This window comes from Paracoccus sp. 228, assembly GCF_000967825.1.
Taxonomy (GTDB): Bacteria; Pseudomonadota; Alphaproteobacteria; order Rhodobacterales; family Rhodobacteraceae; genus Paracoccus; species Paracoccus marcusii.
In genome coordinates this window covers 500,139-519,018 of record NZ_JYGY01000002.1, presented here as the reverse complement: position 1 = coordinate 519,018, position 18,880 = coordinate 500,139, and the positions used below count along the sequence as shown (strand labels likewise).

The following is an 18,880-nucleotide window of genomic DNA, read 5'->3' as shown; positions in this document are numbered from 1 at the left end:
TCGTGCCGGCGGCCAGATTGGCCGCGCGCATGGACGGGCGCAAGGGGCGCCGGACGCGGCCGGGGGCGAAAACCCTTGCATCCGCGCGGTTCGCTGCTATGACACGCCATCCTTCCGCCTGAGCTTGACTGTAACGGCGCAGCCTCTCGTGACGGGTGCGGAAGGGACGGCCCGTCGATGAAATGCGCATTGAAACCGAAAGGATCGCCATGCCTCTGTACGAGCATGTGCTGATCGCCCGCCAGGACCTGTCGAACACGCAGGCCGAAGGGCTGATCGAACACTTCTCGACCGTTCTCGCCGACAATGGCGGCAAGGTCGTCGAGCACGAATACTGGGGTGTGCGCACCCTGGCCTACAAGATCAACAAGAACCGCAAGGGCCACTATGCCTTCCTGCGCACCGACGCCCCCTCGGGCGCCGTGCTGGAAATGGAACGCCTGGCCCGCCTGCATGATGACGTGATGCGCGTGATGACCATCCGCGTGGACGAGCATCAGGAAGGCCCCTCGGTCCAGATGCAGAAGCGCGAAGAGCGTGGCGAGCGCGGTGACCGTGGCGACCGTCCCCGGGGCGACCGTGGCGACCGCGATCGCGGCGACCGTGGTGATCGTGGCGGCGACCGCGGCGAACGCCGCGAGCGGAACTGAGAGGATCTGACGAATGGCCAACAAACCCTTCTTCCGTCGTCGCAAGGTCTGCCCGTTCTCGGGCGATAACGCACCTGCGATCGACTACAAGGACACCCGCCTGCTGCAGCGCTACATCAGCGAACGCGGCAAGATCGTGCCCTCGCGCATCACCGCCGTCTCGGCCAAGAAACAGCGCGAGCTGGCCCGTGCCATCAAGCGCGCGCGTTTCCTGGCCCTGCTGCCCTATGTCGTCAAGTAAGGAGACCTGAACGATGCAAGTCATCCTGCTGGAACGTGTGGCCAAGCTGGGCCAGATGGGCGAAGTCGTGAACGTCAAGCAAGGCTTCGCACGCAACTATCTCCTGCCCCAGGGCAAGGCGATGCGCGCGTCGGAAGCCAACATCAAGGCGTTCGAAGGTCAGAAGGCGCAGCTGGAGACCCGCAACGCGGAGTCGAAGGCCGAAGCCCAGAAGATCGCGGACAAGCTGGACGGCCAGACCTTCGTGGTCATCCGTTCCGCATCCGATTCGGGCGCGCTGTACGGCTCGGTCACCACGCGTGACGCGGCCGAGGCCGCGACCAAGGCCGGCTTCACCGTCGACCGCAAGTCGGTCGTCCTGCGCGAGCCGATCAAGGACCTGGGCCTGCATGACGTCACCGTCGTGCTGCACCCGGAAGTCGAGGCGACGATCACCATGAACGTCGCCCGCTCGGCCGAAGAGGCAGAGCTGCAGGCGCAGGGCAAGTCCATCCAGGACATGGCCGCCGAAGCCGACGCCGAGGCCGAGTTCGAGATCGCCGAACTGTTCGACGACATCGGCGGTGCCGATGACGGCGAAGGCGACGACCGCGACCGCAACTGATCACACCGGATCAAGCGCAGACTTTTTTGCCGCGCCGGGAAACCGGCGCGGTTTTTCATTCGTTCCTGTCAAAATTCTCCTTGCTGTGACACATCCCGACATGGACCTGATGACTGGACCCGACATCGCCCCGGCCCCCTTGGCCGTGGCCAAGGAAGTGGTGATGACCGACGCGCTGTCCCTGATGCTGCAGACCCGCCCGCATGTGCTGGCCGACGGCGCGACGGGGACCGCCCTGTTCAACATGGGCCTGGACGCCGACACCCCGGCCGAGATCTGGAACGCCACCCATCCCGACCGCATCGCCGCCCTGCACCGCAGCGCGATCGAGGCCGGGTCCGATCTGTTCCTGACCAACAGCTTTGGCGCGAATGCCAGCCGCCTGGCGCGCCACGGCGCAGCTGCCCGCGTCACCGAATTGAACCGCCGCGCCGCCCAGATCGCCCGCGATCAGGCCGACCGCGCGGGCCGCACCGTCATCGTCGCGGGCAGCATGGGCCCCAGCGGCGAATTCATGGCCCCGATGGGCAGCCTGACCCATGCGCGTGCCGTCCAGATGTTCCACGAACAGGCCGAGGCGCTGCGCGACGGCGGCGCCGACATCCTGTGGGTCGAGACGCTCTCCTCGCTGGAGGAGCTGCGCGCCGCGGCCGAGGCCGCGCGCCTGGTCGGCATGGCCTGGTGCGGCAGCCTCAGCTTTGACACCGCGGGCCGCACGATCATGGGCGTCACGCCCGGACAGCTGGCCGCCGCGGTGGAACGTTTGCCCAATCCGCCCGTGGCCTATGGCGCCAATTGCGGCGTCGGCGCGTCCGACCTGCTGCGGTCGGTCACCGGTCTTGCCGCATCGGGCAATGAACGCCCGACCATCGCCAAGGGCAATGCGGGCGTGCCGCATCTGCAGGACGGCCATATCCATTACGACGGCACGCCCGAGCTGATGGCCGATTACGCCTGCCTTGCGCGCGACCTGGGCGTGCGGATCATCGGCGGCTGCTGCGGGACCATGTCCGCGCATCTGCGCGCGATGCACGAGGCGCTGGAGACCCGCCCCCGCGGCCCCCGCCCCGCGCTGGACCGGATCACCGCACAGCTGGGCGCCTTCAGCAGCTGCGGCGAGGACGACCGCCGCCACTAGAACAGCGACAGCTGGTCCCCGGCCTTGGGCGGCGGCCCGAACCGCGAACAGTCCAGCGCCGGCCCGCCCGTGCGGTACCCCAACCTGGTTCGCGCCAGCCGGAACCGCTGCTGGGCCAGTTGCGCGTGCAGGCCCTCTCCGCGAAACCGGTGGCCGAAACGCGGGTCGTTGTCGCGCCCGCCGCGCATGTCCTGCACGCGGTTCATCACATGCGCGGCCATCCCCGGCCGGTGCCGTTCCAGCCAGTCGCGAAACAGCGGCGCCACCTCATGCGGCAGGCGCAGGGGGATCATCGTGGCGGTGGTGGCCCCGGCCTCGCGCGCGGCGGTCAGGATCGCCTCGATCTCGGGCTCGGTCAGGACGGGGATGACCGGGGCGACCATCACGCGGACGGGCACGCCTGCGCGCGACAGATCGCGGATCATCCGCAGACGGGTCGCGGGTGCCGGCGCGCGCGGTTCCAGCGTGCGGGCCAGATCCGCGTCCAGCGTGGTGATGCTGACACCCACCGAGGCCTGATCGCGCGCCGCCAGTTCCGCCCAGAGGTCCAGATCGCGCAGGACGGTCTGGCCTCGCGTCACCAGTGTCACCGGGTGGTTCCAATCGCGCAGCACCCGCAGGATGCCGGGCATGATCGCAAGCCGCTTTTCGACCGGCTGATAGGGATCGGTGTTCGTGCCCAGGGCGATCGGCGCGGGGCGATAGCTGGGCCGCGCCAGTTCGCGCGCCAGCAGGTCGGCCGCATCGGGCTTTGCGGTGATCCGCGTCTCGAAATCCAGGCCCGGCGACAGGCCCAGCCAGGCATGCGTCGGCCGCGCATAGCAGTAGATGCAGCCATGTTCGCACCCCCGATAGGGATTGATCGACCGGTCGAAGCTGATGTCCGGAGAGGTGTTGCGGGTGATGATGCTGCGCGGGCGCTCGACCGTCACCTCGGTCCGCAGCAGGGACTGATCCTCGGCGATGTCCCAGTCGTCGGATTCGCGGGTCCTGACCTGCTGTTCGTACCGCCCCGCGGGGCGGGTGTCGGCCCCACGGGCCTTGAGGCGCTGGTCGGGATCACGGGGCGGAAGCATCCTGCAATTATAGAACGTAATAAGAACATCGCAAGCCCCCGGTTGATGTTCCGCAAGCCCGCCCACATCTCTGATCCCATGCAATCACAGGACATCCCGATGAGCGACGACTATACCCCGCCCAAGGTCTGGACCCCGGGCAAGGAGAATGGCGGCCAGTTTGCCAGCATCAACAAGCCCACCGCCGGGGCCCAATATGACCGCGACCTGCCCGTGGGCCAGCATCCGCTGCAGCTTTATTCGCTGGCAACGCCCAACGGGCAGAAGGTCACGATCCTGCTGGAGGAACTGCTGGAGGCCGGCCATGACGCCGAATATGACGCGTGGCTGATCAAGATCGGTGACGGCGATCAGTTCGGAAGCGGCTTCGTCGAGGCGAACCCGAACAGCAAGATCCCCGCACTGATGGACCATTCGGTCAGCCCCCCGCAGAGGGTCTTCGAATCAGGATCCATCCTGCTGTACCTGGCCGAGAAATACGGGGCCTTCCTGCCCACGGATTCCGCCGCACGAACCGAGACATTGAACTGGCTGTTCTGGCAGATGGGCGCGGGCCCCTATCTGGGCGGCGGCTTCGGGCATTTCTACGCCTATGCACCCACCAAGATCGAATACGCGATCGACCGATTTACGATGGAGGTCAAGCGTCAGCTTGACCTGCTGGACAAGCGCCTGGCCGACAGCCGCTTCATCGCGGGCGATGACTACACCATCGCCGACATGGCGATCTGGCCCTGGTACGGGCGACTGATCACGGGGGGCGCCTACGGCGATGCGGCGACCTTCTTGGATGCCGAAAGCTATCGCAACCTGCATCGCTGGCAGGCCGAGATCGCGGCGCGCCCGGCGGTTCAGCGTGGCATCATGGTGAACAACGTGTCCGGTGATCCCGCGAAACAGCTGCATGAACGCCATGACGCGTCGGATTTCCAGACGAAGACGCAGGACAAGCTGCAGGCATGAGGACGGGGGGCGTTGCCCCCCGTCCTTCGGACTCCCCCCAGGGTATTTGACAAAGGAGAATGACATCTTCTTTGCCCAAATACCCCACGGGGGCCCGGGGTGTGAAACCCCCGGCTTCGACCGATCAGTTGCGCGCGCGGTCGACCATCTTGCCCTTGGAGATCCAAGGCATCATCTCGCGCAGCTTGGCTCCGACCTGTTCGATCTGGTGTTCGTCGTTGATGCGGCGCGTCGCCTTGAATGACGGCTGGCCGACGGCGTTCTCCTGCATGAAATCGCGCACGAACTTGCCGGTCTGGATGTCGCGCAGGACGGCCTTCATGCGGGCTTTCGTCTCGTCATAGGGCAGGATGCGCGGGCCGGACACGTACTCGCCGTATTCGGCCGTGTTCGAGATCGAGTAGTTCATATTCGCGATGCCGCCCTCGTAGATCAGGTCGACGATCAGCTTGACCTCGTGCAGGCACTCGAAATAGGCCATTTCGGGCTCGTAGCCGGCCTCGACCAGCGTCTCGAAGCCCATGCGGATCAGTTCGACCAGGCCGCCGCACAGGACCGCCTGTTCGCCGAACAGGTCCGTCTCGCATTCCTCGCGGAAGTTGGTCTCGATGATGCCCGACCGGCCGCCACCGATGGCCGAGCAGTAGGACAGGCCGATATCCATCGCCTTGCCCGACGCGTTCTGATGCACCGCGACCAGGCAGGGCACGCCGCCGCCCTTGGTGTATTCGCCGCGCACCGTGTGGCCGGGGCCCTTGGGCGCCATCATGATGACATCGACGCCGGGCTTGGGCTCGATCAGGCCGAAATGCACGTTCAGGCCGTGGGCAAAGGCGATCGCCGCGCCTTCGCGCAGGTTGTCATGGACGTACTTCTTGTAGGTCTCGGCCTGCAGTTCGTCGGGCATGGTGAACATGATGACGTCGCACCAGGCGGCGGCCTCGGCGATGCCCATGACCTTCAGGCCCTCGCCCTCGGCCTTCTTGGCGGACGGGCTGCCCTCGCGCAGGGCGACGACGACGTTCTTGGCACCGCTGTCACGCAGGTTCAGGGCGTGGGCATGGCCCTGGCTGCCATAGCCCAGGATCGCGACCTTGGCGTCCTTGATCAGGTTCACATCGCAATCGCGGTCATAGTAAACGCGCATGGGGGAAGTCCTTTCGATTTGCTGACACCGTTCTAGCCCGTGGACAGGGTTCGAACCTCCACATTCGATCAGGGATTCAGGCACCTTGCGAAAAGATCATGCCATGATAATGCAATTTCCATGACTTTCATGCCTGACCCCACCGATCGCCGCATCCTGCGCCAGCTTTTGGCCGATCCCGCCGCCGCCAATGCGACGCTGGCCGAACGCGCGGGCGTCACCGCGGCCAGCCTGTGGCGACGGATGGAGCGTATGCGCGAGGCCGGCGTCCTGCGCGGCGTGCAGGCCCGCATCGACTGGCGCGCGATGGGCTGGGCGGTCGAGGTCAGCCTGCGCTTCACGCTGGACAAGACCAACCCGCGCGCCTTCGACGAGTTCGTCGCAGCCCTGCGCCAGGTCCCCGAGGTGATCGAGATCCAGTCCTTCCTGGGCAGCGTCGACTGGCGAGCCTCGGTCATCGCCCGCGACATGGCGCATTGGCAGCAGGTCTATCGCGACCGCATCCTGACCCTGCCGCATATCGCCGAACTGGACGCGCTGATGCTGGTCGCGACCATCAAGGACAGCGAGGATCTGGCCCTGTGACCGACCTGGACGCGACCGATCTGGCCATCCTGCGGGCGCTGGCACGCGACGCGACCACCAGCGCCGCCGATATCGGGCGCGCGGTCGGCATCGGCCAGCCTGCCGCGTGGCGGCGCATCCGGCGGCTGACGGATCAGGGCGTGATCGCCGGCCGGCGCGTGGTGCTGGACCCGGCCGCGCTCGGCTTTGGCGTGACCGTGTTCCTGGGGATCAAGCTGGCCGCCAAGGGCCGCACCGGACTTGAGGATTTCGAACGCGCCGTCACCGCCATCCCCGAAGTGCAGCTGGTCCAGCACGTCCTGGGCCAGTTCGACTACCGGCTGCGAATCACCGCCCGCGACATCAGTGATTTCGAGCGCATCCTGCGCCGCCGCATCATGACCCTGCCCGGCGTGGGCCAGGTCGAGGCGAACGTGATGCTGTCCGAGGAACGCCGCCCCGGTCCCTTGGGCTGAGGGAACATCGACGTGGGTCCCCTGTTGGGGCAGGCACTTCTTATGAAAGGCCATGCCATGACCCATGCCCGCTTTCTGACGACCATCGCCGTCTCGACCGTTGCGATGTTCGCGATGATGTATCTGAACACCTGGGATCTGTCGCATGTCCGGTTCAGTCAGACCCGCGCCTGGGTGGCCCTGTATATGGGGGGCGGGATGGCGATCGTGATGCTGGTCGCGATGTGGGGGATGTTCGCGAACTGCCGCGCCAATGTCGCGGTCCTGGCGGGGGCGGTCGTCGTCCTTGGCCTGGGCGTCGCGATGGTGCGCAGTCAGGCGACGGTGGACCAGGTGTCCTGGATGAAGGCGATGATCCCGCATCACTCCATCGCCATCCTGACCAGCACCCGGGCAAAGATCACCGATCCCCGTGTCCGCGCGCTGGCCGATGGCATCATCGAGACGCAGCGCCGCGAGATCGCCGAGATGGAGGCGCTGATCGGCGCATTGGAGGGCGCCAGGTGACCGGCGCCCCGCCACTTACTCCGGGATCACCCGGACGGCGCCCTTGGCCGCGCTGGTGGTCATCGCCGCATAGGCGCGCAGGGCGGTGGTGATCTTGCGCTTGCGCGGCTTGGCGGGCTTCCAGCCTTCCGCATCGCGGGTGGCGCGGCGGGCGGCCAGGGTCGCGTCGTCGACCACCAGCTCGATCTTGCGGTTCGGGATGTCGATGCGGATCAGGTCGCCCTGCTCGACCAGGCCGATCGTGCCACCCTCGGCCGCCTCGGGAGACACGTGGCCGATCGACAGCCCCGACGACCCGCCCGAGAACCGCCCGTCGGTCACCAGCGCGCATTCCTTGCCCAGGCCCTTGGATTTCAGATAGCTGGTCGGATACAGCATCTCCTGCATCCCCGGCCCGCCGCGCGGTCCTTCGTAGCGGATCAGCACGACCTCTCCGGCCTTGACCTTGCCGGTCAGGATGGCGCTGACGCTGTCGTCCTGGCTTTCGAAGATATGCGCGGGCCCCTCGAAGGTCAGGTTCGAATCGTCCACCCCCGCGGTCTTCACGATGCAGCCGTCCTCGGCCAAGTTGCCGTAAAGCACCGCCAGCCCGCCATCGCGCGAGAACGCGTGCTCCGACGACCGGATCACGCCCGCCTCGCGGTCCAGGTCCACATCGTCATAGCGGTTCGCCTGAGAGAACGCGGTCTGCGTCGGCACCCCGCCCGGTGCCGCGCGGAAGAAATCGTGCACCGACGCCGCGGTCGTGCGCGACACGTCCCACCGGTCCAGCGCCTGCGCCAGCGTGCCGCAATGGACGCTGCCCACCGAGGTGTCCAGCAGCCCGGCGCGGTCCAGCTGGCCCAGGATGGCCATGATGCCGCCGGCGCGATGGACGTCCTCCATGTGCACGTCCGATTTCGCGGGCGCGACCTTGCACAGCACCGGCACCTTGCGCGACAGGCGGTCGATGTCGGACATGGTGAAATCGATCTCGGCCTCGTGCGCCGCGGCCAGCAGGTGCAGGACGGTGTTGGTCGACCCGCCCATCGCGATGTCCAGCGTCATCGCATTCTCGAAGGCGGCAAAGCTGGCCACGTTGCGGGGCAGGACGCTGAAGTCGTCACCCTCGTAATGGCGCTTGGCCAGGTCGACGATCAGGTGGCCCGCCTCGACGAACAGCCGCTTGCGGTCGGCGTGGGTCGCCAGGGTCGATCCGTTGCCCGGCAGGGACAGGCCCAAGGCCTCGGTCAGGCAGTTCATCGAATTGGCCGTGAACATCCCCGAACAGGACCCGCAGGTCGGGCAGGCCGACCGTTCGATCGCCTGCACATCCTCGTCGCTGACCGAATCATCGGCCGCCGCGACCATGGCATCGACCAGGTCCAGCGCCTTGACGCGACCGTCCTGCAGCACGACCTTGCCGGCCTCCATCGGCCCGCCCGACACGAAGACGGTGGGGATGTTCAGGCGCAGCGACGCCATCAGCATGCCGGGCGTGATCTTGTCGCAGTTGCTGATGCACACCATCGCGTCGGCGCAATGCGCATTGACCATGTATTCCACCGAATCGGCAATGACCTCGCGCGAGGGCAGCGAGTACAGCATGCCGTCATGGCCCATGGCGATGCCATCATCGACCGCGATGGTGTTGAATTCCTTGGCGATGCCCCCGGCTGCCTCGACCTCGCGGGCGACCAGCTGGCCCAGGTCCTTCAGGTGGACATGGCCGGGCACGAACTGGGTGAAGCTGTTGACGATGGCGATGATCGGCTTGCCGAAATCGCTGTCCTTCACGCCTGTCGCGCGCCACAGGCCCCGTGCGCCGGCCATGTTGCGGCCATGGGTGGTGGTGCGGGAACGATAGGCGGGCATGGCGGATCTCCTTTGGCTGGCATTGCGTCTATCACCCCTCGGCGCGGAAGGAAATTACCCCCGACGCGGGAATTTAGCGGTTTTCTGTCGGCAGGGCGCGACGCGGCGGGGGGTCCGGGGGGCGCAGCGTCCCCGGCCGTCGCGGGACGCAAGCGCGCCCCGCCCTCGGGCCTGTCAGGAGGCCAGCTTCATCGTGACGATGCCTGCGACGATCATCCCCGCCGCCGCCATTCGCATCGCGGTGACGGGCTCTGCCAGAAACACCACACCCACGACAAAGCTGCCCACCGCGCCGATGCCCGTCCAGACCATGTAGGCCGTCCCCAGGGGCAGCGACCGCATCGCCGTCGCCAGCAGCCAGAACGACGCGATCATGCCGACGACCATCACGATGGTGGGGATGGGGCGCGTGAACCCGGCCGAATATTTCATCGCCGTCGCCCAGACGATTTCCAGAAGACCGGCCGTGAACAGAAGAAGCCATGGCATGGCTGAACCCTCCGAATGATCCGGGCCGTCCCGGAAGTGTCAGCCCGTCAGGGGGAGGTCGTCCTCTGCCGCCCCATCTAGGACGCCTGATTCCCCCGGTCAAGACGCCGGATCTCGGCGCGATCCCGCCCCGTCCCCGTCAAAACGTCGCGCATTCTCTGCATGGCCTTCCCAACCCGACCCATGCGGCCCATATTGAATGTCAGGAGAAGGAGTGTCCCATGCCGCTGACCCATTTCCTCGCGTTGATCGCCGTGACGATCCTGGCCGCCGCGGTGACGCTGTGGGCGGGTCTGTCGGCGGGCGTTCCCCCGATCGCCTTCCTGCTGCTGGCGCTCAGCGGTGCGGTGCTGGTGCATCTGAACAACCGCGACCGCCACGATCACGACGGCTGATCGCTCAGCTATCCAGTTCGGCGTCCCAGTACAGGAAGTCCATCCAGCTGTCGTGCAGATGGTTCGGCGGAAAGCGCCGCCCTATCGCATGCATCTCGTCCGCCGACGGTCGGCGCGCGGGCTTGCGCAGCTGCATGCCGGAATGGCGCAGGCTGCGGTTGGCCTTCTTCAGGTTGCAGGGCGAACAGGCTGCGACCACGTTCTCCCAGCTGGTGATCCCGCCGCGCGACCGCGGCACGACATGGTCGAAGGTCAGATCGCCCTTGGCCCCGCAATACTGGCAGCAGAATTCGTCCCGCAGAAAAAGATTGAAGCGCGTGAATGCCACGCGCTTCTGGGGCCGGACGAAATCCTTCAGCACCACCACCGAGGGGATGCGGAACGCCTGTCGCTGGCTTCGCACCTCATGGTCGTATTCGGCGATGATGGTCACCCTGTCCAGGAACACCGCCTTGATCGCCTCCTGCCACGGCCACAGCGACAGCGGATAATAGGACAGCGGCCGGTAATCGGCATTCAGGACCAGCGCCGGGAAATGGCGCAGGTTGGCCGGCTCGCGCACGAACTGCGTTCGGAAATCGGAATGAAGATGGTCGTCCAGCATAGCGCCTTCCCGTCTGCCCCGTGGGGTTGACCGGGGCGCCCGTCAGATCCGTTGCGTCGACTATATCTGGCGGCGGTGATCTGGCAAGCCCCCGCATCTATTCCCGACGGACCATCCCATAGACGCCCAGGATGACAGCAGCGTGACGACCCCGCGATCAGTCGGGCAGATGCTCCTTCAGAAAGGCCAGCGCGACCGACAACCCGTCCGGAGAGATGCCGTGCCCGGTCCCCTGCATCACGTGGCCATAGACGGTGAATCCCGCCTCCTGCAGGGTCTGGCCAGCCAGGGACATGTCGTCGAAGGGCACCACCTCGTCCTGGTCGCCATGGATCAGCAGGACCGGCGGCTTGACCTGCGCCTCCTCCGCCAGGACCTCGGGGGTCAGCAGGCGGCCCGAAAATCCGACGACCCCCGCCACGGCAACGTCACGGCGCGGGGCCACGTGCAGCGCCATCATCGTGCCTTGGGAAAAGCCCACCAGCACCATCCGGTCGGGGGTCAGCTCTTCGGCGGCCAGCACGGTGTCCAGGAATTCGTTCAGCGCGGTCACCGACTGGCCCATGCTGATGCGGGCATCGACCTCGGACGATCCGTCCAGCCAGGGAATCGGGAACCACTGGAACCCCATCGGATTGTTGCGCGACGGCTCGGGCGCGTCGGGCGCATAGAAGGCCGTCGTAGGCAGATGCGGCGCCAGAGGCTCGGACAGGCCCAGAAGGTCTGTCCCGTCGGCGCCATAGCCGTGCAGGAAGACGACGACCGATCCGGCCTTCTCGGGGCCCCGGCGGGCGGATTGCAGCGGTTCGGTCATGATATTCCCTCGCGTCCTTTGGCCCAGCGGTAATAGGCCCAGAGCCCCCGCGCCGCAACCGCGCGCCACGGCGCCCAAGGCTCGGCCAGCGCGCGCAGGGCCTTGGGCCCGGGCCGTTCGGACAAGCCGAACATGCCGCGCGCCGCCTCCTGCAGTGCCAGGTCGCCCGCCGCGAAGACGTCCCTGCGACCCAGCGCGAACTTCAGATAGATCTCGGCCGTCCAGACCCCGATGCCCGGCAGGGCCACCAGTCGCGCCATGGCCTCATCATCGGGCAGATCGCGCAGGCCCTGCCAATCCAGCCCCGCCGCGGCGATCCCCCTCAGATAGCGCGCCTTGGGACGCGACAGGCCCGCGGCACGCAGGCTGTCGTCATCGGCCTCGCGCAGCGTCGCCTCCCGGTCCAGCCCAGCGGCCTGCAGCCGCCCCCAGATCGCCGCCGCCGCCGCGACCGAGACCTGCTGGCCCACGATGGCCTGCGCGATCGCCGCGAACCCGTCCGGCTGGCGGCGCAGTGGCAGCGGCCCAAGCTGGGGCAGCACCCGCGCCCAGACCGGGCAGACGGCCGCCAGATGCGCGGCCCCTTCGTCGATGTCGGCCTGGGTCAGGATCAGGCGCGGCTCAGCCACCCGCCTGCGCCTCCAGCTTCAGCCGCGTCTCCCACGCCATCGAGATATGCTGGCGCAGCGCACGATCCGCCGCCGCCCCGTCCCCTGCCGCGATCGCCTCGACGATGCGGGCATGTTCGGCCAGCGCGGTCTCGCCCCGCCCCTCGGCGGCCAGCGAGGTCCGCGCCATCAGCGCCATGGTCCGATGCACCAGGTCCAGCTGCTGCACCAGATAGCGGTTGTGCGATGCCAGATGGATCTGCCGGTGGAATCGTTTGTTGGCCCGCGCCAGCGCCTCGGGGTCGCCCTTGGTGCGGCGGTCCTCCTCGACCATCTGGGCCAGCACGCGCACCTCCTCGGGCGTCGCGTGGCGGGCAGCCAGGCGGGCGGCCAGCGCCTCCAGCTCGGCCCGCACGGTATAGAGCTCGGCCAGCTGGTTGTGGTCCAGTGATGCCACGATCAGGCTGCGCCCGTCGCGCACCAGCATGGCCTGGGTCTCCAGCCGCTGCAGCGCCTCGCGTACGGGGGTGCGGCTGACGCCGAACCGCTCGGCCAGCTCGGATTCGACCAGCCGGTCGCCGGGGCGGTATGTGCCGCCCTCGATGGCGGTCAGGATCAGGGAATAGGCGTCTTTCATCCGCGAACGATTGGCCCGCGCGCGCCGAATTGCAAGCGGCCAGCGCGCAAGCTATGCCTCTGCCATGGATTTTTCGCATGTCACCGCCTGGATCTTCGATCTGGACAACACCCTCTACCCGCCCGAGGCGCAGCTTTTCGCGCAGATCGAGGTCCGGATGACCGCCTGGATGATGCGCGCGCTGGACGTGCCGCAGGATCACGCGAACCGCCTGCGCGCGGATTACTGGCGGCTGCACGGCACCACGCTGGCCGGGCTGATGGCCGAACATCAGGTCGATCCCGCGGCCTATCTGGCCGACGTGCACGACATCGACTTTTCGGTGCTGGAGCCAGACCCAGACCTGGCCGCGGCCATCGCGGCCCTGCCGGGGCGGCGGATCATCCACACCAATGGCGACGCGGGTTATGCCCGCCGCGTGCTGGCCGCCCGCGCCCTGCCCGAGGACCTGTTCGACGCCGTCTATGGCATCGAGGAGGCGGGCTTTCACCCCAAGCCCGACCCCCGCGCCTATGCGCCGATCCTGGCCGCGTCCGGCATCGACCCCACGCGGGCCGCGTTCTTCGAGGATGACCCGCGCAACCTGATCGTCCCGCACGACCTGGGCATGCGCACCGTGCTTGTGGGCGACGGTCGCCACGGGCCCGACGCGCTAACCGGCGGGGTCGGCCCGCATGTCCAGCACCGCACCCATGACCTGACCGGATTTCTTTGCGCGCTGGTCTGACTGCGACAGCGCCGCCCCTTTCCCCCGCCCGCGCGGCGGGGCAGTCTGACCCGGAACCGAAGGGGCCTGCCATGACCGACACGCGCATCGACGACATCGACATCCTGATCTCGGGCGGCGGGCTGGCCGGTCTGATCGCCGCCTGCGCCTTCGGAGCCGAGGGGTTCTCGGTCCTCTGCGTCGATCCCGCCCCGCCGGTGACGGAGGAGGACGCGGCGGGCGCCGACCTGCGCTCCACCGCCTTCCTGATGCCGTCCGTCGCGCTTTTCGAACGCATCGGGCTGTGGGAGCGCCTCGCCCCCCACGCCACCGCGTTGCAGGTGATGCGCATCGTCGATGCCGGGGGCGCCACCGCCACACCGCGCCTGACCCGCGACTTCGACGCGGCCGAGATCGGCGACCAGCCATTCGGCTGGAACCTGCCCAACTGGCTGATGCGGCGCGAATTGATGGCGCGCACCCGCGCCCTGCTCTCGGTCCGGGTGATCCACGGCACCGGCACGGCGACGGTCCTGCCCCGCTCCGAAGGCGCGGTGGTGACCCTGACCGACGGCCGTCGCCTGCGCGCCCGCCTGCTGATCGGCGCGGACGGCCGCGATTCGGCGGTCCGGCGCGCCTTGGGCATCGGGGTGCGCACCTGGCGCTATCGCCAGAAGGCGCTGGCCTTCGCCGTCACGCATGAACAGCCCCACCACAACGTCTCGACCGAGGTGCACCGCTCCGGCGGGCCCTTCACGCTGGTCCCCCTGCCCGACCGCGACGGACAGCCTGGTTCGGCCGTGGTCTGGATGGACGATGCCGCCGCCATCGACGCGCTGACGGCCCTTCCCGCCCCAGAGTTTGAGGCCGCACTGAACGACCGTTCCGCCGGGGTGCTGGGCCATCTGCGCCAGGCGACCCCCCTGACCGCCTGGCCAATCATCAGCCAAATCGCCGACCGCTTCGCCGGCCCCCGCACCGCGCTGATCGCCGAGGCCGCGCATGTCCTGCCCCCCATCGGCGCGCAGGGCCTGAACATGAGCCTGGCCGACCTCTCGGCGCTACTGGAGCTCAGCCGCGCCGACCCGGGCAGCGCCGACGGCCTTGCCCGCTACAACCGCACGCGCCGTCCGGACGCCTATGCACGCATCCTTGCCATCGACGCCCTGAACCGTGCCAGCCAGGCGCAACTGCGCCCGCTGCGCGACCTGCGCGCCGCGGCTCTGGGCGGGTTGTACGGAATCGCACCCGTGCGTCGGCTGATGATGCGGGCCGGCCTGGGTCTCAGCTAAGACACCGGCACCGCTCGACACCGGGGGGTGCGGGGGGCTGGCCCCCCGCCGTCGCGGGACGCACTCAGATCAGGCCCGCATGCTCCAGCGCCGCGTCGATCAGATGGCGCGTCGGTTCGGTCAGCGGCGTCAGCGGCAGGCGCACCCGCTCGTGGCACAGGCCCAGGCGCGACATCGCGTATTTCGCGCCCACCAGCCCCGGCTCGACGAAGATCGCCAGATGCAGCGGCATCAGCCGGTCCTGGATCTCCAACGCCGCTGCGTAATCGCCGCGCAGCGTGGCCTCCTGGAACTGCGCGCACAGGCGCGGGGCGACGTTCGCGGTCACGCTGATGCAGCCCACCCCGCCATGCGCGTTGAAGCCCAGGGCCGTCGCATCCTCTCCGGACAGCTGGATGAAATCCGCCCCGCAGGTCATGCGCTGGCAGCTCACGCGCTCCAGCTTGCCGGTCGCGTCCTTGACCCCGATGATTGACGGGATCTTCGCCAGGACGCCCATCGTCTCGGGCATCATGTCGACGACCGACCGCCCGGGGATGTTGTAGATGATGATCGGCAGGTCGCAGGCCTCGGTCAGCGCGGTGTAATGCGCGATGAGCCCCGCCTGCGTCGGCTTGTTGTAATAGGGCGTGACGACCAGACCCGCATCCGCGCCCACGCTGGCCGCGTGCTGCAGCAGGCCGATACCCTCGCGCGTGGAGTTCGACCCGGCGCCCGCGATGACCGGGATGCGACCGTTCACCGCACGCACCACCTCCTCGATGACGGTGCGATGCTCGTCATGGGTCAGGGTGGGACTTTCGCCGGTGGTGCCCACGGGCACGATGGCGTGGCTGCCCTGCTCGACATGCCATTCGACCAGCTTCTTCAGCGTGTCCAGATCCAGCTCGCCGTCCGGGGTGAACGGCGTGACCAGGGCTGGCATCGACCCTTTGAACATGACACGCTCCATGATGATCCTTGGTGAAAGCAGGCAATTGCGCGGCCATCCCTAACCAAGGGCCGCGAACTTGCCAAGGTTGTGAATTGCACGCGGGGCGTTTGACGGTGACACAGGGTGGTGATGCGACTTCTGCGTGACATGACGATGGCGGGCCTTCTGGCCCTGTCCCTGGCCCTGCCCGCACGGGCCGAGGATCCGGGCGCGATGGCGCTGGCCCTGGCCGCGACCCAGGTCCAGGACTGGGTGACCGCCCGTGACGCCGCCCGCGCCGCAGGCCCCCTGGGCGAGGCGCTGGTCGGCTGGCACGCCCTGCGCGCAGGCCACGGCGATTTCGCCGATTACGCGGGCTTTCTGCGCAACCATCCCGACTGGCCCGGCCTCGACCTGCTGATCCAGCGCGGAGAGGCGCGGCTGCGTCCCGGCGCCGATCCCGACGACATCCGCCTGTGGTTCGACGGCCGCAGCCCCACCACGCGGGCCGGCCTGAACGCGCTGACCGCGATCCTGCCCGACGCCGATGCCGCCCGGACCCGACAGGCCTTCTTCACCACGCAACCCCTGCCGGCCGAGGACGAGGCCGCCCTGCTGGCCGCCTTTCCCGAACTGCTGCCGCTGATCCCCGTGCGCATCACCGCGATGCTGGATGCGGGGGAATGGGCACAGGCCGAACGCCTGCTGGCCCGCCTGCCCGAGGCCGACCGCCCCCTGCCCCGCGCCCGGATCGCCGTGCAGGCGGGCCGTGCCGGCGTCGACGACCTGATCCTGGCGCTGCACGCCGACCTGCGCGCCGATCCGGGCCTGGCGATGGACCGCTTCGACTGGCGCGTGGGCGCAAAGCAGCATGAGGGCGCCCAGACCCTGCTGCTGGAATCCTCGACCAGCGCGGAGGCGCTGCGCGACCCCGCGCGATGGGCGTCGATGCGGGTGGATTACACGCGGCTGGCCATGCGGAACGGCGACTGGGACCGCGCGCTGCGCCTGGCCACGCCGCATTTCCTGACGCCCGACAACCGCCATTACGCCGACCTCGAATGGCTGGCGGGCTTTGCCGCGCTGAAGACCGGCGATGCGGCCCGCGCGCTGACGCATTTCGACCATCTGGAAACCGTCGTCGGCGCCGCGATCAGCAAGTCGCGCGCCTTCTACTGGCAGGGTCGCGCGCATGAGGCCCTGGGCGACGATACCGCCGCCCGCACGGCCTTTGGTGCCGCGGCCGACCTGCCCGGCACCTATTACGGTCAGCTGGCGATGGAGAAGGTCGGCCGCAGCCTGCCCGCCGATTACGCCGTGGCCGACGCGGCCATCGACACCCTGCCCGACTGGCGCGGCAGCGCGCTGCGCGAGAATCCAGTCTTTCGCGCAGGCCTGTGGCTGGTCGCCAGCGGCCGACGCGACGACGCGCAGCGCTTTCTGCTGCATTTGGCGGAAACCGCGGCCCCCGATGACATCGCCCGCATGTCGCGCCTGATGTATGAGGCCGGGACCCCCTGGCACGGGCTGCGCCTGGCCAAGCAGTCGGCGAACCAGGGCGTCATCTGGCCCGTCGCGCATTTTCCCCTGACCGGGCTGGAGCGCGAGGATCTGGGCCCGCCGGCGGAACTGGTCATGGCCATCGCGCGGCAGGAATCCGAATTCAACCACACGGCCTCCAGCCCGGTCGGCGCGCAGGGGCTGATGCAGGTGATGCCCGGCACCGCCGAACAGGTCACGCGCCAGATCGGCATGCCCTATGATCTGGCGCGCCTGTCCAGCGATGCCAGCTACAACGCGCGGATCGGGTCGCAATACCTGATCGACCTGGCCGACCGGTTCGGCCCGTCCGTGGCGCTGATCGCGGCGGGCTACAATGCCGGCCCGGGGCGGTCCGCGCGTTGGCTGAACGATTTCGGCGACCTGCGCCGCGATGCCGATCCCGTGGACTGGGTCGAGCTGATCCCCTTCGACGAGACGCGCAATTACGTCATGCGCGTGACCGAGGCGCTGCCGATCTATCGTGCGCGCATCCATGGCACGCCCGCGCCGGTCGTCACCCGGTGGGACCTGTCGGGCGGCGGCGCGGTGCCGCCCCCGCCGGCGCGCCTGACGCTGGCCCTGTCGGCCAAGCCGCGGCCCAAGCCCTTCATCGGTCCGCGCCTGCCCGAAGGCTGGCTCAGCGCGACCGCATCCGCTGTCGCCACAGAGTGAACAGGCTGGCCGCGACCACGATCGCGGCCCCGATCACGACGTTGGCGCGCAGGGTCTCGTTGAACAGGACCACGCCCAGGATGCTGACCCAGACCAGCTGCGTATAGCCGAAGGGCTGCAGGGCCGACGCCTCGGCCAGTTCATAGCTGCGGATCATCAGGTAATGCGAGGTCATGCCGCAGACGCACAGGCAGGCCATCCAGACCCAGTCCATCGGTGCCAGCCACTGCCAGTCCCAGATGCCCACCAGCGTCATGGCCACCGCCCCCGACACCCCGGTCCAGAAAAAGCTGACCATCGCCGGATCGTCGCGCGACACGTGTCGCGTCAGCAGGCCGTACAGCGCGAACATCAGCGCCGCCGCAAAGGGCAGCAGCGCCGCCATGCTGATAACCCCGCCGCCGGGGTTCAGGATCACGATGATCCCGGCAAAGCCCACCGCGATGGCCGTCCAGCGCCGCCATCCGACCGCCTCGCCCAGGACCGGCCCGGACAGGGCCGCGACCAGCAGCGGATAGACGGAAAAGACCGCATGCGTCTCGATCAGGCCCAGGCGGACGAAGGCCTCGACCATGATCAGCACCTCCAGCGCCAGGATCACGCCGCGGGCGATCTGGGTCAGGGGGCGTTTCGTGCGGATGGCGCGTTTCAACCCGCCCGGCTGGCGTGCGACCAACGCGATCACGAACAGCGCAAAGACCCAGTACCGGATCATCACGATCAGCACCGGCGGATAGCCCCCGCCCAGGATGCGAGAGAACACGTCCTGGAAGGCGAAGATCAGGCTGACCGCGCACATCATGGCGATGGCAAGGCCGGTGCGGTCGCGCACGGGGGCCTGCCCCTGCGGCGGAACCGGGGGCGGCGCCGCGACGGCGGCGGATGCGGCATAGGGCTGGGTCGGTCGGTCGTCGGACATAAGCGGGCGCCTTCAGGGTTGCCCCCTGTTGCGCCCGCCATTCCGCAAGGTCAAGCGAGGGTCAGGGTT

Annotated in this window: 22 protein-coding genes; 12 read left to right on the top strand and 10 right to left on the bottom strand. The window is 68.3% G+C overall.

What is annotated here, in order from left to right; translation table 11 throughout:
- Positions 1–209: 209 nt before the first annotated feature.
- The 4 genes from rpsF to bmt all read left to right on the top strand — a co-directional run bounded on the left by rpsF (position 210) and on the right by bmt (position 2,633).
- Complete coding sequence (gene rpsF / locus SY26_RS07840; protein ID WP_045981105.1) at positions 210–650, top strand: 30S ribosomal protein S6; 441 nt, start codon at positions 210–212, stop codon at positions 648–650.
- A gap of 13 nt (positions 651–663) precedes the next feature.
- The gene (rpsR, locus tag SY26_RS07835; protein WP_042247758.1) at positions 664–891 is read left to right on the top strand and encodes a 30S ribosomal protein S18; all 228 of its coding nucleotides are present in this window, start codon (positions 664–666) and stop codon (positions 889–891) included.
- Positions 892–904: 13 nt separating this feature from the next.
- Positions 905–1,495, top strand: a complete 591-nt coding sequence (gene rplI, locus SY26_RS07830; RefSeq protein WP_046000016.1) for a 50S ribosomal protein L9 — start codon at positions 905–907, stop codon at positions 1,493–1,495.
- A gap of 163 nt (positions 1,496–1,658) precedes the next feature.
- The gene (bmt, locus tag SY26_RS07825) at positions 1,659–2,633 is read left to right on the top strand and encodes a betaine--homocysteine S-methyltransferase (protein ID WP_046000334.1); all 975 of its coding nucleotides are present in this window, start codon (positions 1,659–1,661) and stop codon (positions 2,631–2,633) included.
- On the opposite strand, the gene SY26_RS07820 is transcribed toward bmt, so the two are convergent.
- Positions 2,630–3,709, bottom strand: coding sequence for a PA0069 family radical SAM protein (locus SY26_RS07820; protein ID WP_046000015.1), 1,080 nt, complete (start codon positions 3,707–3,709; stop codon positions 2,630–2,632). The genes bmt and SY26_RS07820 overlap by 4 nt on opposite strands.
- 99 nt (positions 3,710–3,808) lie before the next feature.
- Between SY26_RS07820 and yghU the strand changes: the two genes are divergently transcribed.
- A complete protein-coding gene (gene yghU / locus SY26_RS07815) occupies positions 3,809–4,672 on the top strand; it encodes a glutathione-dependent disulfide-bond oxidoreductase (RefSeq protein WP_084693762.1) in 864 nt (287 codons plus the stop codon).
- A 124-nt stretch (positions 4,673–4,796) separates the two neighbouring features.
- Here yghU and ilvC read toward each other — a convergent pair whose 3' ends face one another.
- A complete protein-coding gene (gene ilvC, locus SY26_RS07810; protein WP_045981101.1) occupies positions 4,797–5,819 on the bottom strand; it encodes a ketol-acid reductoisomerase in 1,023 nt (340 codons plus the stop codon).
- A 129-nt stretch (positions 5,820–5,948) separates the two neighbouring features.
- On the opposite strand from ilvC, the gene SY26_RS07805 reads away from it, so the two are divergent.
- Genes SY26_RS07805 through SY26_RS07795 form a run of 3 tightly spaced genes read left to right on the top strand, consistent with a single transcriptional unit; the run spans position 5,949 to position 7,366 of the window.
- On the top strand, positions 5,949–6,404 hold the full coding sequence (locus tag SY26_RS07805) for an Lrp/AsnC family transcriptional regulator (protein ID WP_045981117.1): 456 nt from the start codon (positions 5,949–5,951) through the stop codon (positions 6,402–6,404).
- The gene (locus SY26_RS07800) at positions 6,401–6,859 is read left to right on the top strand and encodes an Lrp/AsnC family transcriptional regulator (RefSeq protein ID WP_045981100.1); all 459 of its coding nucleotides are present in this window, start codon (positions 6,401–6,403) and stop codon (positions 6,857–6,859) included. Before SY26_RS07805 ends, SY26_RS07800 begins: the two co-directional genes overlap by 4 nt.
- A 57-nt stretch (positions 6,860–6,916) precedes the next feature.
- A complete protein-coding gene (locus SY26_RS07795; RefSeq protein ID WP_046000332.1) occupies positions 6,917–7,366 on the top strand; it encodes a DUF305 domain-containing protein in 450 nt (149 codons plus the stop codon).
- A gap of 15 nt (positions 7,367–7,381) precedes the next feature.
- Here the strand turns inward: SY26_RS07795 and ilvD are convergent, their stop codons facing one another.
- Both ilvD and SY26_RS07785 read right to left on the bottom strand, forming a co-directional pair.
- The gene (gene ilvD / locus SY26_RS07790; RefSeq protein ID WP_046000014.1) at positions 7,382–9,220 is read right to left on the bottom strand and encodes a dihydroxy-acid dehydratase; all 1,839 of its coding nucleotides are present in this window, start codon (positions 9,218–9,220) and stop codon (positions 7,382–7,384) included.
- A gap of 174 nt (positions 9,221–9,394) precedes the next feature.
- Positions 9,395–9,709: a multidrug efflux SMR transporter gene (locus SY26_RS07785; RefSeq protein ID WP_045981098.1), complete on the bottom strand. Its 315-nt coding sequence runs from the start codon at positions 9,707–9,709 to the stop codon at positions 9,395–9,397.
- A 221-nt stretch (positions 9,710–9,930) separates the two neighbouring features.
- On the opposite strand from SY26_RS07785, the gene SY26_RS21590 reads away from it, so the two are divergent.
- Complete coding sequence (locus tag SY26_RS21590; protein ID WP_164871395.1) at positions 9,931–10,104, top strand: hypothetical protein; 174 nt, start codon at positions 9,931–9,933, stop codon at positions 10,102–10,104.
- A gap of 4 nt (positions 10,105–10,108) precedes the next feature.
- Here the strand turns inward: SY26_RS21590 and SY26_RS07780 are convergent, their stop codons facing one another.
- The 4 genes from SY26_RS07780 to SY26_RS07765 all read right to left on the bottom strand — a co-directional run bounded on the left by SY26_RS07780 (position 10,109) and on the right by SY26_RS07765 (position 12,767).
- Positions 10,109–10,708 carry an HNH endonuclease gene (locus tag SY26_RS07780; protein ID WP_045981097.1) on the bottom strand — a complete coding sequence of 200 codons (600 nt, stop codon included), beginning with the start codon at positions 10,706–10,708 and terminating at the stop codon, positions 10,109–10,111.
- 157 nt (positions 10,709–10,865) lie between these two features.
- Entirely contained in the window at positions 10,866–11,522 is a 657-nt protein-coding gene (locus SY26_RS07775; RefSeq protein WP_046000013.1) for an alpha/beta hydrolase, read from the bottom strand.
- The gene (locus tag SY26_RS07770; RefSeq protein WP_084693761.1) at positions 11,519–12,151 is read right to left on the bottom strand and encodes a DNA-3-methyladenine glycosylase; all 633 of its coding nucleotides are present in this window, start codon (positions 12,149–12,151) and stop codon (positions 11,519–11,521) included. Before SY26_RS07770 ends, SY26_RS07775 begins: the two co-directional genes overlap by 4 nt.
- Positions 12,144–12,767 (bottom strand): GntR family transcriptional regulator, encoded by a 624-nt coding sequence (locus SY26_RS07765; protein ID WP_045981094.1) that lies wholly within the window; start codon positions 12,765–12,767, stop codon positions 12,144–12,146. The genes SY26_RS07770 and SY26_RS07765 overlap by 8 nt, the downstream gene beginning before the upstream one ends.
- Positions 12,768–12,831: 64 nt before the next feature.
- On the opposite strand from SY26_RS07765, the gene SY26_RS07760 reads away from it, so the two are divergent.
- Both SY26_RS07760 and SY26_RS07755 read left to right on the top strand, forming a co-directional pair.
- Complete coding sequence (locus SY26_RS07760; protein ID WP_046000012.1) at positions 12,832–13,494, top strand: pyrimidine 5'-nucleotidase; 663 nt, start codon at positions 12,832–12,834, stop codon at positions 13,492–13,494.
- Between the two features lie 71 nt (positions 13,495–13,565).
- Complete coding sequence (locus SY26_RS07755) at positions 13,566–14,765, top strand: UbiH/UbiF family hydroxylase (RefSeq protein WP_046000011.1); 1,200 nt, start codon at positions 13,566–13,568, stop codon at positions 14,763–14,765.
- 64 nt (positions 14,766–14,829) lie between these two features.
- Here the strand turns inward: SY26_RS07755 and dapA are convergent, their stop codons facing one another.
- Complete coding sequence (gene dapA, locus SY26_RS07750) at positions 14,830–15,705, bottom strand: 4-hydroxy-tetrahydrodipicolinate synthase (RefSeq protein ID WP_046000330.1); 876 nt, start codon at positions 15,703–15,705, stop codon at positions 14,830–14,832.
- Positions 15,706–15,828: 123 nt separating this feature from the next.
- Between dapA and SY26_RS07745 the strand changes: the two genes are divergently transcribed.
- Positions 15,829–17,892 (top strand): lytic transglycosylase domain-containing protein, encoded by a 2,064-nt coding sequence (locus SY26_RS07745; protein ID WP_052715191.1) that lies wholly within the window; start codon positions 15,829–15,831, stop codon positions 17,890–17,892.
- On the opposite strand, the gene SY26_RS07740 is transcribed toward SY26_RS07745, so the two are convergent.
- Positions 17,858–18,811: a DMT family transporter gene (locus SY26_RS07740; RefSeq protein ID WP_084693760.1), complete on the bottom strand. Its 954-nt coding sequence runs from the start codon at positions 18,809–18,811 to the stop codon at positions 17,858–17,860. The two genes, SY26_RS07745 and SY26_RS07740, sit on opposite strands and share 35 nt — an antisense overlap.
- Positions 18,812–18,880 lie beyond the last annotated feature (69 nt).